The organism is Pseudomonas sp. BCA17 (genome assembly GCF_004519405.1).
Lineage (GTDB): Bacteria > Pseudomonadota > Gammaproteobacteria > Pseudomonadales > Pseudomonadaceae > Aquipseudomonas.
The window spans coordinates 241,938-258,243 of record NZ_SGWI01000004.1 but is presented as its reverse complement, the minus strand read 5'-3'; the positions used below and the strand labels follow the sequence as shown (position 1 = coordinate 258,243).

At 49.4% G+C, this 16,306-nt stretch carries 14 protein-coding genes; 12 read left to right on the top strand and 2 right to left on the bottom strand.

Going from position 1 to position 16,306, the window contains the following annotated elements; translation table 11 throughout:
- The first annotated feature begins 4 nt into the window (after positions 1-4).
- From EXW71_RS17335 to EXW71_RS17280, 12 genes are all read left to right on the top strand, one after another.
- Positions 5-1,030, top strand: a complete 1,026-nt coding sequence (locus EXW71_RS17335; RefSeq protein WP_134659736.1) for an NAD-dependent epimerase/dehydratase family protein — start codon at positions 5-7, stop codon at positions 1,028-1,030.
- A 45-nt stretch (positions 1,031-1,075) separates the two neighbouring features.
- Positions 1,076-1,498, top strand: a complete 423-nt coding sequence (locus EXW71_RS17330) for an FdtA/QdtA family cupin domain-containing protein (protein WP_134659737.1) — start codon at positions 1,076-1,078, stop codon at positions 1,496-1,498.
- A gap of 159 nt (positions 1,499-1,657) precedes the next feature.
- Positions 1,658-2,788: a DegT/DnrJ/EryC1/StrS aminotransferase family protein gene (locus EXW71_RS17325; RefSeq protein WP_134659739.1), complete on the top strand. Its 1,131-nt coding sequence runs from the start codon at positions 1,658-1,660 to the stop codon at positions 2,786-2,788.
- Positions 2,785-4,062, top strand: coding sequence for an O-antigen translocase (locus EXW71_RS17320; protein ID WP_134659741.1), 1,278 nt, complete (start codon positions 2,785-2,787; stop codon positions 4,060-4,062). The genes EXW71_RS17325 and EXW71_RS17320 overlap by 4 nt, the downstream gene beginning before the upstream one ends.
- Positions 4,059-4,970: a glycosyltransferase family A protein gene (locus tag EXW71_RS17315; RefSeq protein ID WP_134659743.1), complete on the top strand. Its 912-nt coding sequence runs from the start codon at positions 4,059-4,061 to the stop codon at positions 4,968-4,970. The genes EXW71_RS17320 and EXW71_RS17315 overlap by 4 nt, the downstream gene beginning before the upstream one ends.
- Before the next feature lie 73 nt (positions 4,971-5,043).
- Positions 5,044-6,150 (top strand): O-antigen polymerase, encoded by a 1,107-nt coding sequence (locus EXW71_RS17310; protein ID WP_134659745.1) that lies wholly within the window; start codon positions 5,044-5,046, stop codon positions 6,148-6,150.
- A gap of 84 nt (positions 6,151-6,234) precedes the next feature.
- Positions 6,235-7,314 carry a glycosyltransferase family 4 protein gene (locus EXW71_RS17305; protein WP_134659747.1) on the top strand — a complete coding sequence of 360 codons (1,080 nt, stop codon included), beginning with the start codon at positions 6,235-6,237 and terminating at the stop codon, positions 7,312-7,314.
- 107 nt (positions 7,315-7,421) lie between these two features.
- On the top strand, positions 7,422-9,374 hold the full coding sequence (gene asnB, locus EXW71_RS17300; protein ID WP_134659749.1) for an asparagine synthase (glutamine-hydrolyzing): 1,953 nt from the start codon (positions 7,422-7,424) through the stop codon (positions 9,372-9,374).
- A gap of 3 nt (positions 9,375-9,377) precedes the next feature.
- On the top strand, positions 9,378-10,505 hold the full coding sequence (locus EXW71_RS17295; protein ID WP_134659751.1) for a glycosyltransferase family 4 protein: 1,128 nt from the start codon (positions 9,378-9,380) through the stop codon (positions 10,503-10,505).
- Between the two features lie 55 nt (positions 10,506-10,560).
- A complete protein-coding gene (locus EXW71_RS17290; protein ID WP_134659753.1) occupies positions 10,561-11,154 on the top strand; it encodes a sugar transferase in 594 nt (197 codons plus the stop codon).
- Positions 11,155-11,243: 89 nt separating this feature from the next.
- Positions 11,244-12,422: a DegT/DnrJ/EryC1/StrS aminotransferase family protein gene (locus EXW71_RS17285; RefSeq protein ID WP_134659755.1), complete on the top strand. Its 1,179-nt coding sequence runs from the start codon at positions 11,244-11,246 to the stop codon at positions 12,420-12,422.
- Between the two features lie 75 nt (positions 12,423-12,497).
- Positions 12,498-14,492, top strand: a complete 1,995-nt coding sequence (locus EXW71_RS17280) for a nucleoside-diphosphate sugar epimerase/dehydratase (protein WP_134660022.1) — start codon at positions 12,498-12,500, stop codon at positions 14,490-14,492.
- 68 nt (positions 14,493-14,560) lie between these two features.
- Here EXW71_RS17280 and EXW71_RS17275 read toward each other — a convergent pair whose 3' ends face one another.
- Together EXW71_RS17275 and EXW71_RS17270 are read right to left on the bottom strand one after the other, a co-directional pair.
- Positions 14,561-15,415 carry a 3-hydroxyacyl-CoA dehydrogenase family protein gene (locus tag EXW71_RS17275; protein ID WP_134659757.1) on the bottom strand — a complete coding sequence of 285 codons (855 nt, stop codon included), beginning with the start codon at positions 15,413-15,415 and terminating at the stop codon, positions 14,561-14,563.
- Positions 15,416-15,436: 21 nt separating this feature from the next.
- Positions 15,437-16,087 (bottom strand): acetyltransferase, encoded by a 651-nt coding sequence (locus EXW71_RS17270; RefSeq protein WP_134659759.1) that lies wholly within the window; start codon positions 16,085-16,087, stop codon positions 15,437-15,439.
- Positions 16,088-16,306 lie beyond the last annotated feature (219 nt).

Below are 16,306 nucleotides of genomic sequence, written 5' to 3'. Positions count from 1 at the left end.
TACTATGACGCGTTACGAAATGCTTATAAAAAGTCTTCCCGCTGAACCAAAAGTTTGGCTTATCACTGGGGTGGCAGGCTTTATCGGTTCGAATTTGCTCGAGACACTCTTGAAGTTGGATCAGCACGTGGTTGGTCTTGATAGTTTTGTTACAGGCCACCAGCGCAATCTCGATGAAGTACAGCAGAGCGTCGATGCTGAGCAGTGGCTCAGGTTCAAATTTGTTAACGGTGATATCCGAAACCTGAATGTCTGTCATGAAGTTTGTGCTGGCGTAGATTACGTGCTCCACCAGGCTGCTCTTGGTTCCGTGCCTCGCTCCCTGAATGATCCGATCACGACAAGCCAAACTAATATAGACGGCTTTCTGAATATGCTGGTGGCTGCGCGGGATGCCAAGGTAAAAAGTTTTACCTATGCCGCCAGCAGTTCCACTTATGGTGATCACCCAGGGTTGCCGAAAGTAGAAGACGTGATCGGTAGTCCCTTGTCTCCTTATGCAGTGACGAAGTACGTCAACGAACTATATGCTGATGTGTTTGCGCGCTGCTATAACTTCAATACTATTGGCCTTCGCTACTTTAATGTGTTTGGCAAACGGCAAGATCCTGATGGGGCGTACGCAGCCGTTATCCCAAAATGGGCCGCGTCCATGATTAAGGACGAAACTATATTTATAAATGGCGATGGTGAAACGAGTCGCGATTTTTGTTTTATAGAAAATACGGTCCAAGCTAATTTGTTGGCAGCTACTGCTGTAGACCCGGCGGTTCGCAATCAGGTTTATAATGTTGCCGTCAGTGGTCGTACAACACTCAATACGCTGTTTTATGCTTTGAAAAAAGAGCTGGCGGCTAACGGTGTTGATTATCGCAAAGATCCGGTATATCGAGATTTTCGTGCGGGCGACGTGAGGCATTCTCAAGCGGACATTGGGAAAATCAAAACCAGTCTTGGTTATTCACCGGCCTATCTGATAGAGGATGGTGTGGCAAAGGCGATGCCATGGTATGTCACTTTTTTAAAGTGACGTCAAAGGGTATGTACAGCCGGCTAATAGTTTCGAGAGGGTATGATGAGTCTTATTAAATGGATAGATTTCCAGACGCTGGGTGATGAGCGAGGCAGTCTGGTTTCAATCGAACAGGGTGAGGTCGTTCCGTTTGAGATAAAGCGTGTTTACTATATTTATCGAACGGCTGAAGGCGTTAGCCGCGGATACCATGCCCATCGGAGCTTGAAGCAGGTCGCTATATGCCTGGTCGGCAAGTGCCGTATGGTATTGGATGATGGCGTTAAACGAGAAGATGTTTGGCTGGATTGCGCAACCAAAGGGATTTTGATTGAAGGTGGCATGTGGCGTGAAATGCATGACTTCAGTGAGCAGTGTGTACTGCTGGTGCTGGCAAGCGCACCTTATGATGAAGCAGATTATATTCGAAATTACGAAGAGTTTTTAGCCATCGCACACCAGGCTAGAATATCAACCTCTTCATAGTCTTGCGGCACTCTACCGTCGTGCGAGTGCGTGCGTTGTTACGCGGCATTGTTCGGGTGATGGGCTGCGTTATTTAAAGTCAAGCAGTGTGTTGTATAACGTCAGCGATAGTGCGCCTGCCTTATTCACCGCCTTAGAAACTAATCAGGTTATATAAAGATGGTAAATTTTCTCGATTTGAAAAGCATCAACGCCTCGCTGCGTTCTGAGTTGATTGAAGCATGTACTCGAGTTATTGATTCTGGTTGGTATATATCAGGCCGAGAAGTAGCGGCGTTCGAAGCTGAGTTTGCAGCGTACTGTGGTGTGAAACACTGTATAGGTGTAGCTAATGGCTTGGACGCCCTGACATTAACCATACGCGCGTGGAAAGTACTGGGGCGATTGAAGGAGGGTGACGAAGTCATCGTGCCGGCCAATACATACATTGCGAGCATTCTGTCGATTACCGAGAACGGTTTGGTTCCAGTGTTGGTTGAACCTGATAACGATACCTACAACTTGTCTCCAGCGAGTTTAGAAGCCGCTCTGACCGATCGCACCAAGCTAATATTGCCCGTCCATCTTTATGGGCAAATCTGCGATATGCCTGCTATTAATGAATTTGCGCAAAAATATAGCCTGTTAGTGCTCGAAGACTCGGCTCAAGCACACGGTGCAAGCGTAAAGGGCAAAAAGACAGGTAGTTGGGGCAGCGCTTCAGCATTCAGCTTCTATCCGGGTAAAAATTTGGGGGCGCTGGGAGATGCCGGTGCCGTAACCACGGATGATGATGAACTTGCTGAAACTATTCGAGCCTTAGGCAATTATGGGTCGAAGTCGAAATATAACAACATCTATAAAGGCGTGAACAGTCGCCTGGATGAGCTGCAGGCGGCAATGTTGCGAGTGAAGCTGAGTCACTTGGAAAAGGATATGAGCGCGCGTCGGAGTATTGCGGCTGCCTACATGGCGGGTATAAAAAACCAAGCGTTGAAGCTGCCACTTGATAAGTCTGTTGATGCTAGTGCCTTCTCGGAACATGTTTGGCACCTGTTTGTTGTTCGGTGTCAGCATCGAACGGCCTTTCAAGACCATTTGCGTGCCAAAGGTGTGGAGACGCTGATTCATTATCCTATCCCGCCGCACAAACAGGAGGCTTATGCCGAGTGGGCTGAATTGAGTTTTGATATTACCGAGCGCATGCACGCCGAGGTCATTAGCCTTCCGATTGGGCCGACGATGAATATGGAAGACGTTTCCATTGTTATCGAAGCCTGTAATAGTTTTAACGGCGCCGCGGTAGAATGACGTTTTTTAAAACCAGTTTGTTGAATGGTATAGCAGTCGTTGTACGCATGGTGACGCTGTTATGTATAAACAAAATCCTTGCGGTCTACGTCGGACCTGCGGGGTATGCCGCGCTTGGCCAGTTTCAAAACGCAGTGCAGATGATTACAACGTTTGCCAGTGGCGCCATCAATGCTGGCGTCACTAAATACACCGCCGAGTATCATGAAGATGAAGAGCGGCAGCGAACGGTGTGGCGCACGGCAGGCAGCATATCGCTGATTGGTGCGCTGGTGACGGGCGTGCTTGTCTCCGTTTTTAATGAAAGACTGTCTCTGATTTTTTTAAATGATCGAGCGTTTGGCGGTGTATTTGTTTGGTTTTCAGCAACATTGGTGTTGTTTATTCTGAATACTTTACTGCTGGCAGTGCTAAACGGTAAAAAAGAAATTCCCCGCTACGTCATATCAAATATCGCAGGAAGTCTCTTTGCACTAGCTGTTACCACATATATGGCGATTATGTGGGGGCTCTACGGTGCATTGGTAGCATTGGCCGTTTATCAATCGTTAAGTTTTTTTGTAACATTGTTTCTTTGCTACTCAGCGACGTGGTTCAAGATTCGGTATTTTATCGGACGGATTGATCCGGGCGTCGCCCGGAATTTGGCTAAATATACGGCAATGTCGCTCACATCTGTGGCGTGTGTGCCTGTTAGTCAGATTCTGGTGCGAAATCATTTGGGTCAAAGTTTTGGGTGGGAGGCAGCTGGTTATTGGGAGGCATTGACGAGGTTGAGCGGCGCTTACCTGATGCTTATCACCACAACGTTGAGTGTCTATTATTTGCCCAGATTTTCCGAATTGAAAAAAGCGGAAGATATCAGGGCGGAAATCTCAAGTGGTTATAAAGTCATCTTGCCCCTGACCGCGGCGGGCGCGCTAATAATTTATCTTTTTCGCGATATGATCGTGAAGCTGCTTTTTACACCTGAGTTCTTACCGATGACTGATCTGTTTGCCTGGCAAATGCTAGGCGACACCTTAAAGATCGGCAGCTGGATAATGGCTTATCTGATGCTCGGGAAAGCGATGTTCAAGCTTTTCATGGTCACGGAAATTGTTTTTTCTGCTTCTTTTGTAATCTTGTCCTGCCTGTTTACTAAAGGATTTGGGTTGCAGGGAGTGACCATTGCCTATGCAATAAATTATGCGGCGTATTGGGTTGTAATGGGTGTTTGCATGTCGCGCGAATTGAAAAAGTTAAATAATCATTTGAAAATGAGCAGAGCATGATTACGCTTTTGATACCATCGTATAATCATATTAATTATGTGTTTGGTTGTATTGAGGCCGCGCGGGCAGTTGATTTACCTGGACGAAAAATCTTGGTGATTGACGATGGTTCTACAGACGGGTCTGCTGATGCGATCGGGGATTTTATTTCGAACTTGTCTGACGGCTCCGTCGAGTTTATTTCCAAGCCAAATAGCGGTCTTGTGTCGTCACTGAACCTGGGTTTAAGCAAGGCAAACAGTGAGTTTCTTTACTTGGTAGCCTCTGACGACATCCCAGAGGCAACAGGAATTAAACAATGTGTCGAGAGGCTGCTAGCAAGCCCTGATGCAAAATTTTGTATCGGTGGTGGTTACGCTTTTTTTGATCAGGCTCCAGAAAAAAGAACGCCGGTATACGGGGCTTCTCAGGATGAATTTTTTAGCCTAAGCCCAGATGCCATGGGGCGCAGTATTTTTTTGAATTATCCGTCCCCACTATTATTGCAATCTACAGTTTTTAGGACTGATGCATTGCGGGCGATCAGTGGCTGGGATCCAAAATTGATGCTGGACGATTATCCTACATTTATAAAGTTGTTCACGCGCTTTCCTGTTCGTGATGTGGATTTTCTCTACGCGCCTGAGGTGAGTGTTGTTGGTTATCGGCAGCACGAAACAAACAGTTATAGGAATATCAAGAGACAATACCTCATGGTACGGGAGTTGATGGAGGCACTTGCGCCGGCTCCTATTCAACGCAAAGCGATAGCGCGTGCCTTGGCTTCTTATGTGATGTCCGCCCTGAAGAACGGTGACTTAGCCACGACAATCAGCATGCTTAGGGCTTCGAAGTTCAGGGACATAGTGGTAGCTGTGCCAGCGGTAATAGGGTTGGTGGGACGGAAAGTGGTGGGTAAGTCCAATTGATCTTAAAGCACGGTAATGAGCTCGCTTATACCTTGTTTTCTCTAGTCGTGGTTGAACGGTGGTTTAATTGAGAATGTTTTTTAAGAAGGCTCTAGTATCCCCGGTCTTCGTATTGCTGTTCATTACCCTGTTGATGTTTTGCACTAACTTGCTGGCCTTGGAGCAGCCTTGGGAGTGGGGGCACAGTGTCTACTTGTTGGGTGTGCTGTCTTTTGTAATCGTTTACATGGTCGTCTATGTAGCGCTGGATTTGGTAGGCATACCTTATCCAAAATCTGACGTGATCTCGCCCTATCGTATTGTCATTCAGCTTTATTGGTTTTTTGCATTTTTAGGCTTATTACTGTCCCTGTATAAAATTTATGTGTTCGGTATTCAAGGAAACTACGGAAGTATTTTGTTGGCGTTGAGGATCGCAAACACGTGGGAGCACCAGCCTTCGTATGGCGCTCAGCATTTTGCTTTGTTCGCGCTCGGTTTGGCACTTTACTATGCACAAAAAAAACGAGCGTTTCCTTGCCTGGTGGCGGCGCTTATCTATTTGACGTCGGCGTTCAGCATGGCGGAGAGGACAAGTATGATGTTTATATTTGTCGCTGTGGGTTACACCGCTATCAACGAGGGCTGGGTTAGGCTGAAGGGGCTGCTGCTTTCGCTCGCTGTACTGATTGCCTTGTTTATCATCGTGGCTGTCGGCACCGGAAAAACCGGCGGTGATAAAGGCTATGACTTTATTCTGCTGTACTTGGGATATGCTGTGACGGCTTTTTCACAATGGACCGAGGGCAAAGATTATTTAGGCTGCGCTGACCTGGTATTTGGTAAGTTCATCGATCTGCTGTCGCTGGGCTTATACTCTTGTCCTCCTCTCGACCTGGGTCTCACTGATAAAGACTTCAACGTTCTGACCTACGCCGCCTCTCCTTATTTGTTTGGTGGGTTACCAGGGGTCATAATCTGTACGGCAATTCTCGGTGCATTTTTCGCGTTACTCCGGGTGTTTGCAGCGAAAAGAAAAGGCTATTACCTGGCCATACTCAGTTGCTTCATGTATGCGCTTATCATGATGTTTTACGCGTGGCAGTTCTCATTGACCACTTATCTATATTTAATGTTCATACTGCTCCCTCTATTTGCCGGGCGTTTCCTTCATCCGAACAGGCGGCACATATCCCCGTGATTGATGAATGCTATCAGTGTCTTGTCAGGTCTGTTGGCTGCACAACGAATATGCTATCAAATTAGTTGAGTTGTTGAGAACGAAATGAAAATTTTATTACTTCCAAAATATTCTCGTATGGGAGCCAGCACGCGTCTTCGAACGCTTCAGTTCCTGCCTTTTTTGGAAGCTGAAGGGTTGCAAGTGGACAGTGAGACACTGTTTGATGATAAATACCTTGAGGACCTTTATCGAGGCGGCGGCAGATCGTTGTTTTTAACATTGAAGCAATATATTTTGCGTCTTTTGGTGCTGTTTAAAGCTGGGCGTTATGATGTGGTATGGATCGAAAAGGAAATATTTCCGTTTTGCCCGGCCGTCGCTGAAAGGCTTCTAAAGTTGTTTGGTATTCCGTATATCGTTGATTACGATGACGCGGTTTTTCACACGTATGATCTTTCTTCAAGTGCCTTGGTTCGAACTCTTTTGGGTTCCAAGATTGACACAGTAATGCGTCACGCCGAATGTGTCATCGCAGGCAACGCCTACCTCGCTGAGCGCGCCTTAAAAGCGGGTGCGCCTCATGTTGAGGTGATACCGACGGTGGTCGAACATTCTCGCTACGGAAGAACTTTACCAGCGCCGAATAAAAAATTGGTTATCGGCTGGATTGGCTCACCCTCAACTGAAAAGTATGTTGTCCAAATTCGAGATGCTCTCAGAGCCGCCTGTGAGACTTATGGCGCTCGCGTAGTGTTGATGGGGGCTAGTAAGGGCGTTATCGACGAACTTCAAGGTATCGATGTCGAGGTGCACACATGGAGCGAAGATGCTGAAACCGGATTTGTTCAAGCGCTTGATATTGGCATTATGCCATTGATTGATGGGCGTTGGGAAAAGGGCAAGTGTGGGTATAAGCTCATTCAGTACATGGCGTGCGGGGTACCGGTTATTGCATCACCTGTAGGCGTGAATGTTGATATTGTCGAAGACAACGAGTGTGGAATGTTAGCCACAGATATATCGGATTGGCATCGCTGCCTTGATACGCTATTGGGCGACCAGGGTTTACGCCTATTTTATGGCAGCAAAGGGTTGTATGCGGTAGAGAACCTATTTTCGGTGCAAGTTCAAGCGCCGCGAATCAGGGATATACTCTTCGTCGCGGGCGGTCGGGCAGGTTAGTGTAATTATCTTTCAGGTAAAGTTGCCGGCTGTCTTGTCATCTCAGTTTTAATTTTCAAGGCTTCAACCACGTTACCTTCGCGGCCTTAAATTCAGGATTTAATAAAATGTGTGGATTAAGCGGTCTTTTCGATCCGTCCAAGCGCCCTGAGCTATACCAAGTCATCTCCAAAATGAACGATGCCATAGCGTATCGTGGGCCCGACGATTCGGGCATCTGGATTGATGACCTTGGACTTGCATTGGGGCACAGGCGACTGGCGATTGTTGACCTTACCAGCGCGGGCCACCAGCCAATGCATTCTCACGACCAGCGCTATGTCCTGGCGTTCAATGGTGAGATTTATAATCATCTGGAACTGCGTAATAAACTTGAGGAAGAAAGCGGTACGCTTCCGTGGGTGGGCCATTCCGATACTGAAGTTTTATTGGCATGCCTTGCTCATTGGGGCATCGAGAAGGCGCTGAAGTCGCTGGTCGGCATGTTCGCGTTTGCGCTTTGGGATAGGCAAGAGCAGGTATTGACGCTCGCGCGTGATCGGGTGGGGGAGAAACCTCTTTACTGGGGATGGCAGGATGATGTCTTGCTATTTGGATCTGAATTGAGTGCGGTGAAGGCGTATCCCGGATTTAGCGCCGTCGTCGACCGTAATTCGCTGGCGCTGATGCTGCGTCACAATTGTATTCCTGCGCCTTACAGCATTTATAAGGGCATTTCCAAGCTCCGGCCTGGGCACTATGTTTCTTTAACGCTGGGTGATATTGCCGCCGCAAAATGTTCCGAATCTCAGGCCTATTGGTCGGTCAATGATGCCGTTAGTGCTGGGCTGGCAAATCCTTTTACGGGATCGCCTAAAGACGCGACCGATGCACTGGAGAACCAGCTGCGACTGAGTATCGGGCAACAGATGCTGGCCGACGTCCCACTCGGTGCGTTTTTAAGTGGCGGTGTCGACAGCAGCACAGTCGTTGCGTTGATGCAGGCCCAAAGCAATCAGCCAGTTCGCACCTTCACTATAGGCTTTGACGAAAGTGGCTATGACGAGGCGGTGCATGCCAAGGCCGTGGCGAAGCATTTGGGAACGCAGCATACGGAACTCTATGTGCGCCCCGAGGATGCCCTGGCGGTTATTCCAAAGCTTGCATCCATGTACTGCGAGCCATTTAGCGATAGTTCTCAGATTCCAACATTTCTGGTCAGTCACATGGCCAGGCAAGAGGTTACTGTCGCGCTTAGTGGGGATGGCGGAGACGAGCTGTTCGGCGGCTATAACCGGTATCTCACTGCCCGACAGGTCTGGCAGAAAATGCACCGCTTGCCAGGTTTTGCGCGTAGCGCGACTGCTAAAATGCTGCGTGCTTTATCACCGAGTGCGTGGGACCAGTTGTTTCAGTTGAGCAAGCCTTTACTGCCCAAACGCTTGCACCTTGCGACGCCCGGGGATAAAGCTCATAAGCTGGCCTCGGTGCTCGGTATTGCTAGTGGTGAGGACTTCTATCATCAGCTGAACAGCCATTGGGAGGATCCCGCCAGTGTTGTAATAGGCGCGCACGAGCCGGCAACGCTATTCACCGACAAGGCGGCTTGGCCTGTGGCTGATAGCTTTGAGCACTGGATGATGGCAATGGATACGCAGACTTATATGACCGACGATATTTTGGTCAAAGTAGATCGCGCTTCAATGGCTGTCAGTCTGGAGTCGCGTGTGCCAATGCTTGATCATCGCGTTATTGAGCTAGCGTGGCGCATGCCCCTGGACCTGAAAATTCGGAATAATCAGGGCAAGTGGTTACTGCGCGAAGTGCTATATCGGTATGTTCCTAAAGAGCTTATTGAGCGTCCCAAGCAGGGCTTCGGTATTCCGCTGGACAGTTGGCTCAGAGGACCTTTGAGAGAATGGGCAGAGAACCTTCTCGATGAAGGGCGCCTGCGCCTAGAGGGGTACTTTCATCCTGAACCCATCCGGAAAAAGTGGGCGGAACACTTGAGCGGACGCAGAAATTGGCAGCATCACCTGTGGGATATTCTTATGTTTCAAGCTTGGTTGGCAGAGCAATAAAAAATGAATTTTCTATTAATCGCCAGCTATCCAGATTCGCTGATCAATTTTCGCGGGCCTTTACTGGACGCGTTGCTTGCTAAAGGCTTGACGGTGCATGTCGCCGCGCCGGATCTCCCTTCGGATAGTCCTGTGAGGGGCCGTCTGGAAGATAAAGGTGTGATCGTGCACGAAATTCCGCTGCGCAGAGTCGGTATGAACCCGTTCGCCGACTTTTTCACCCTCATGTCGCTTTGCAAGCTCATGGCGCACGTGAAACCAGACGCGGTCTTGGCCTATACGGTGAAGCCGGTTATCTATGGTTTGCTCGCTGCTCGATTGATGAGGATTCGCCGGCGTTTTGCTCTGATCACCGGGCTGGGTTATGCATTTCAGGGATCGAATGATGGGAAGGGCGAGCGCCGTGGTTTGCTTCGCGCTCTGGTGCAGCGCTTGTACGCGTTGTCCTTGCGATCTGCGACCCGGGTTTTCTTTCAGAACCCGGATGACCAGGCGTTGTTTCAGCAACTCAAATTGATCGGGTCTGGCACTCCCTCTACCGTAGTGAACGGTTCGGGGGTTGATTTGGGCGACTTTAATGTTGTCCCGCTGCCTGAGAAAATTAGCTTCCTCTTGATTGCCCGACTTCTTGGCGACAAGGGCGTGCGTGAGTTTGTCGGTGCGGCCAGGGCCGTAAGGGCCGAGTATGAGCATGTCGTGTTCAAGGTCGTAGGGTGGATCGACGAAAATCCTGATGCGATTCTGCAAGAAGAACTGGATGCTTGGATCGCTAATGGTACATTGGCGTTCTTGGGTCGCTTGAAAGACGTCAGACCGGCGATAGCGGACTCATCTGTTTATGTCTTGCCATCTTATCGAGAGGGAACGCCTCGCACGGTTCTTGAAGCCATGGCAATGGGCAGACCTGTTATCACCACGGATGCTCCAGGTTGTCGCGAGACGGTGGTTGATGGGGAGAATGGTTTTTTGATATCGGTCAAGGATGTAGAAGGACTAACCGCTGCGATGTTGAAGTTCGTCCACTCGCCGGAGCTTATCTCGAGTATGGGCAAAAAATCCCGGGCATTGGCCGAGCTTAAGTATAACGTTGATAAAGTCAATGCGGCCATGTTGCAGGGTATGGGTATATAACGGTGTTTTAATGCAATCGCTTTGAAGCCTGATAATAATTTGTGTTGAGTTAAAAATGCTTAAACGTTCATTTGATATTTTTGCTTCCTTGTGTGGGCTAATCCTATTAGGCCCCCTCATGATCGTGGTCGCATGGTTGGTCAAGCGAAAACTCGGTTCACCCGTGTTATTCAGCCAAATTAGGCCAGGCTTGAATGCCAAACCTTTCAAAATGATGAAGTTCCGTACCATGCTTGACGCTGTCGACCAGCAAGGCAATCCCTTGCCTGACGCGCAACGGATGACGCCCTTCGGTAGCTTCTTACGCTCCAGCAGCTTGGATGAGCTGCCAGGCTTGATTAATGTTTTGAAAGGCGACATGAGCCTGGTCGGACCCCGACCTCTACTGATGGAGTATTTGCCGCTCTACAGCGTCGAACAGTACCGCCGTCATTGCGTGAGGCCCGGGGTAACTGGCTGGGCTCAAGTCAACGGTAGAAACTCGGTAAGCTGGGAGGAGAAATTCAAGCTGGACGTCTGGTATGTCGACAATAAGTCGTTATGGCTTGATCTGAAAATTATTATACTGACGATCAGAAAAGTTATCGTCAGGGAAGGGATCAGTGCTGATGGCGAAGCGACCATGAGTAAGTTTACCGGGTCCAAATAAATAAGCGGGGGAGCTTGGTTGGAAGGGCTGTTCTGACCAAGTGTTTGAGTTTCTTAACTTAGTCTTGATAAAAATTTAAGGTGTTATTCATGTTGGGAACATCATTTTCCCCCTGGCCCTCGTTCACCGAAGAAGAGGCCAATGCCGTTCGTGATGTTATTTTGTCGAACAAGGTCAACTATTGGACTGGGCAGGAAACACGCCAGTTTGAGCGTGAGTTCGCCACCTGGTCCGGCACCGATTACGCGATTGCACTTGCCAACGGCACCGTTGCGCTGGACCTGGCCCTCATCGCGTTAGGCATTGGTAAAGGCGATGAGGTTATCGTAACGTCGCGAACGTTTCTGGCCTCGGTTTCCAGCATCGTTAATGCAGGTGCCACGCCGATTTTTGCTGACGTAGATCGTGACTCGCAAAATTTTACAGCGCAATCCATTGAAGCGGTGTTAACGCCTCGTACCCGTGCCGTTATTTGTGTGCATCTCGCCGGCTGGCCGTGCGATATGGATCCCATCATGGAGCTTGCTGCCCAGCATGATTTGATGGTTATCGAAGATTGCGCACAGGCGCATGGTGCTTACTACAAAGGCCGTCCGGTCGGTTCTATCGGGCACATCGGTGCCTGGTCATTCTGTCAGGATAAAATCATGACCACGGGTGGCGAGGGCGGGATGGTGACCACTAATGACCGTGCGCTCTGGGCTGACATGTGGGCCTATAAGGATCATGGCAAGAGTTGGGAGGCTGTCTATGAGCGTCAACACGCCCCCGGTTTTCGCTGGCTACACGAAAGTTTCGGTACCAACTGGCGGATGTTGGAGGTCCAGGCTGTCATCGGCAGAATTCAGTTGGGTAGAATGAAAGCATGGCAAGCCCAGCGCGAGCAGAACGCCACGCGTATATGGGACGCTGCGCGTGAGCTCCCAGCGTTGAGGGTTCCGCTGTTTCCTGAGGAAAGTGTTCACGCTGCTTATAAATGCTACGTGTTTGTGCGCCCGGAGCAGTTGAAAGATGGTTGGTCTCGGGACCGCATATTGAGCGAAATTGCTGCCCGCGGAGTGCCTGCTTTTTCAGGCTCCTGTTCCGAGGTGTACCTGGAAAAGGCATTCGATAATACTGGGTGGCGACCTGCCCAGCGATTGGCAAATGCAAAGGAATTGGGTGAGACGAGTATGATGTTCCTGGTGCACCCTACGTTGACCCGTGCCGAAATGGACCTCACGTGCCAGGTAATAATCGATGTCGTCACGGAGGCTTCGGTCGGATAGCTTTTATGGGTGTTGCACTGCGTATGTTTATGAATGAAGGGTTTGATTGGTACCGGAGAGGTGTTCAAGGTATATATGGATAGCATACGAACGTATTTGTTGAGTCTTCCACGTCGGCAGAAGCGCATTCTGCAGGTGGCTACAGATGTTGTTCTGGTCTGGGCCGCGCTGTGGTTGGCGTTTGTCGTTCGGCTGGGAATGGATGAGATGACCAATCCGGTCAAGCTTCATCTGTGGTTGTTCATATGTGCTCCCATCGTTGCTGTTCCGTTGTTCATTCGCTTTGGAATGTACCGGGCGGTAATGCGCTACTTCGGCAATGATGCCCTTATCGCCATCGTCAAGGCCGTCAGCCTTTCATCATTGATTCTGGGTTTTGTTGTTTATTGGTACAGCAACCATCAGAGCGTGGTGCCGCGTTCAATTATCTTCAACTATTGGTGGCTCAGCCTGATCATGGTTGGCGGCCTGCGCCTGGCAATGCGTCAGTATTTCTTGGGCGATTGGTTTGCTGCTGCCCAGCACGTGCCGTTTACCAACCGTGAAGATGGCCTGCCACGCGTGGCCGTATACGGCGCAGGTGCTGCGGGTAATCAGTTGGTAGCGGCGTTGCGCATGGGGCGTGTCATGCGGCCTGTCGCATTTATTGACGACGACAGCAGTATTTCTGATCGGGTAATCTCCGGCCTGCAGGTCTATAAGCCTAAACATATTCAGCGGATGATTGATGCCACCGGCGCGCAGGAAATTCTCTTGGCGATCCCTTCGTCAAATCGAGCGCGGCGCCGGGAAATTTTAGGGTTTCTCGAGGGTTTTCCGCTGCACGTGCGAAGTGTGCCAGGGTTTATGGACTTGGCCAGTGGGCGAGTTAAAGTTGACGATATCCAGGAGGTAGACATCGCCGACTTGCTCGGGCGCGATGCTGTGCCTGCGCAGGATGAGTTGTTGGAGTACTGCATCAAAGATCAGTGTGTACTGGTGACTGGTGCGGGTGGGTCCATCGGTTCGGAACTATGCCGGCAGATTTTAGCGCTTCGCCCCACCACGTTGTTACTGTTCGAGCACAGTGAGTTCAACCTCTACAGTATCTTGTCCGAGCTTGAGCAGCGTATTACCCGTGAATCACTTTCTGTGCGCGTGTTGCCAATATTGGGTTCTGTTCGTAATCAGGATAAGTTGCTGGATATCATGAAAACCTGGCATGTCGACACGGTTTATCATGCTGCAGCTTATAAACATGTGCCGATGGTTGAACACAACATTGCCGAAGGGGTGATGAATAATGTGATCGGTACGTTAAATACCGCCCAGGCAGCGCTGCAGGCGGGTGTCTCAAACTTCGTATTGATCTCCACTGACAAGGCTGTTCGCCCGACCAATGTGATGGGCAGCACCAAGCGACTGGCCGAGTTGACATTACAAGCCCTTAGTCGTGAACTGGCGCCGGTCTTGTTTGGTGATAAGGCAAACATCCTGCGGGTTAATAAAACGCGCTTTACCATGGTTCGTTTTGGCAATGTCCTTGGATCTTCCGGCTCCGTGATTCCACTCTTTCACAAGCAAATTAAATCGGGCGGCCCCCTCACCGTTACTCATCCGAAAATCACCCGTTACTTCATGACTATTCCTGAAGCCGCCCAGTTGGTCATTCAGGCCGGGTCGATGGGGCAGGGCGGGGATGTGTTTGTGTTGGACATGGGGGAGCCGGTTAGAATCGTCGAGCTGGCCGAGAAGATGATTCATTTATCCGGTTTGAGTTTGCGCACTGAAAAGAATCCCCACGGCGATATCGCGATTGAGTACACCGGTCTGCGGCCAGGAGAAAAACTGTACGAGGAGTTGCTGATAGGCAATAACGTCGTGGCCACACAGCACCCCATGATCATGAGCGCCAATGAAGATCATATTGCGTGGGATGTTCTTAAGGTCAAACTGACAGAGCTGATTTCGGCGGTAGATCAGGATGACTACGCTCGTGTTCGCCAGTTGCTGCGAGACACAGTCAGTGGTTACACGCCAGATGGTGAAATTGTTGATTGGATTTATCAGCAGCGCCGCCTGGAGCCTTGATGTTATAGAGCATCACTGCGTAACCCAAGAATAAAAAAACCGGACTATTACGATAGTCCGGTTTTTTTTTAGTATTCGTAAAACCCAGAGTGGGTCTTTCTACCCAGTTTGTTTGCTCTGACCATCTTTCTCAGTAAAGGATGCGCTCTATACTTTGGATCGCCTGTCTCGTTATGCAAGGTCTCCATAATCGAAAGGTTAACGTCATTTCCGATCAAGTCCGCCAAGGCAAGAGGTCCAATAGGGTGATTCGCTCCCAGCTTCATGGCCTTGTCTATCTCTTCGGCGCTGGCGACGCCCTCTGCGAGAATTCCGATAGCTTCATTGATCATCGGGATCAACATTCTGTTGACGATGAATCCTGGAGCTTCGTTAACCAGTACCGGCTCTTTCCCTAAGCTTTTAGCGAAATTGAACGCCCAGGTTTCGGTTTCTTTAGAGGTAGAGAGTCCGACGATGACTTCAACAAGCTTCATGACTGGAGCGGGGTTGAAGAAATGCAGGCCTATGACATTTTCTGGGTTTTTAGTAAGGCTGGCTAACTCAGTAATCGATAGCGATGAGGTATTTGAAGCTATTAGCGATGTCGTGTCCGCATACAGTGCGATGTCACGGAATATACCGTGTTTGACCGACATGTCCTCGGAGACGGCTTCAATAATCAAGTCGCAATTTTTGAGTGCTTCATAGTGGTGAGCTGTCCGAATTTTCTGAGAAAACTTCAAAACATCTTCTGCCGCTAATCTTTTTTTATTAACCATGCGCTCCCAAAGAGCGTTCAGGTTTTCAAAAGCTTCTTCACTGCCTGCTTGGGAACGGCCAATCCAGACGATAGAAGCAGTCGCATCGGATTGCGCGAGTACTTGGACGATGCCCTTTCCCATCGTTCCTGAGCCGATAACGGCAACCTTGACTTCTTTCATATCAAATATATTCCTTAACGCTTAGGCGGACCGTAGTGGTTTTGCAGGATTTCCAAATACGGTGGTGTACGGGGCGACACTTTTTGTCACTACCGAACCCATGCCGACAATAGCACCTTCACCGATCACGATCGGCCTATCCGGTGTGCCCTGTCTAATCATCGCGCCAGTGCCGATATAAGCATGATTTTCTATCACAACGCTTCCATTGCACTGCACATTGGGGGCAAACGTCACGTAGTCGCCGATCACACAGTCATGCGCAATGTACGAGTAGAGGTTAGCGTGAAAGAATTTACCAATGGTCGCATTGGAAGTGACAGTAGTAAAAGGGCAAAAAACAGCACCCTCACCAATACTGTTATGACTCAGATTAATTGCGTTCGGCGCTGAAATCGAAAACGGCTTTACACCCAGTTCTATGAGCCGCTCGGCGATAGATTGTCTGGTTTTGCTGTTGGCGATTGTAATGTTGAAAAATTTGTCGCCGTCCATTTTCAGAAAGGTTTCGGTATCGACCACGGTGTAACCGTTAATAACCTTGTCTTGAGAATGGTCATCCACGAATAAAATTTTGAAATCATCATAGGCGGTGATCTCAGTCATTTGAGTGACTAGGGGGGCGACCTCTCTACCAAACCCGCCGGCCCCTACGATTGCATAAATTTTCATCTTCAGCTGGTCCTTGAGCTTAATCAGGGTTGACGTTGGCTCATGCGATTCTACAGGTGAATACTGCCAGTGTCAGGGTCAGAGTTTTACAGTTTGGTTGAGGGCGCTCGGGCTGGTTTATCGACCGCCCGTGGTGCCACTTTTTGGATGGTGGCTTAATGATGGCTAGATACGCCCTGGCGTGTTTTCCAGGGGGGATTGTTAGGAGAGCGTGCGCTC

Bases quoted from the DNA above. Each gene is read 5' to 3' on its own strand.
- asnB (WP_134659749.1), top strand. From the start codon at position 7,422: ATGTGTGGATTAAGCGGTCTTTTCGATCCGTCCAAGCGCCCTGAGCTA.
- EXW71_RS17335 (WP_134659736.1), top strand. From the start codon at position 5: ATGACGCGTTACGAAATGCTTATAAAAAGTCTTCCCGCTGAACCAAAA.
- EXW71_RS17275 (WP_134659757.1), bottom strand. From the start codon at position 15,415: ATGAAAGAAGTCAAGGTTGCCGTTATCGGCTCAGGAACGATGGGAAAG.
- EXW71_RS17290 (WP_134659753.1), top strand. From the start codon at position 10,561: ATGCTTAAACGTTCATTTGATATTTTTGCTTCCTTGTGTGGGCTAATC.
- EXW71_RS17305 (WP_134659747.1), top strand. From the start codon at position 6,235: ATGAAAATTTTATTACTTCCAAAATATTCTCGTATGGGAGCCAGCACG.
- EXW71_RS17325 (WP_134659739.1), top strand. From the start codon at position 1,658: ATGGTAAATTTTCTCGATTTGAAAAGCATCAACGCCTCGCTGCGTTCT.
- EXW71_RS17315 (WP_134659743.1), top strand. From the start codon at position 4,059: ATGATTACGCTTTTGATACCATCGTATAATCATATTAATTATGTGTTT.
- EXW71_RS17295 (WP_134659751.1), top strand. From the start codon at position 9,378: ATGAATTTTCTATTAATCGCCAGCTATCCAGATTCGCTGATCAATTTT.
- EXW71_RS17320 (WP_134659741.1), top strand. From the start codon at position 2,785: ATGACGTTTTTTAAAACCAGTTTGTTGAATGGTATAGCAGTCGTTGTA.
- EXW71_RS17310 (WP_134659745.1), top strand. From the start codon at position 5,044: ATGTTTTTTAAGAAGGCTCTAGTATCCCCGGTCTTCGTATTGCTGTTC.
- EXW71_RS17280 (WP_134660022.1), top strand. From the start codon at position 12,498: ATGGATAGCATACGAACGTATTTGTTGAGTCTTCCACGTCGGCAGAAG.
- EXW71_RS17285 (WP_134659755.1), top strand. From the start codon at position 11,244: ATGTTGGGAACATCATTTTCCCCCTGGCCCTCGTTCACCGAAGAAGAG.
- EXW71_RS17270 (WP_134659759.1), bottom strand. From the start codon at position 16,087: ATGAAAATTTATGCAATCGTAGGGGCCGGCGGGTTTGGTAGAGAGGTC.
- EXW71_RS17330 (WP_134659737.1), top strand. From the start codon at position 1,076: ATGAGTCTTATTAAATGGATAGATTTCCAGACGCTGGGTGATGAGCGA.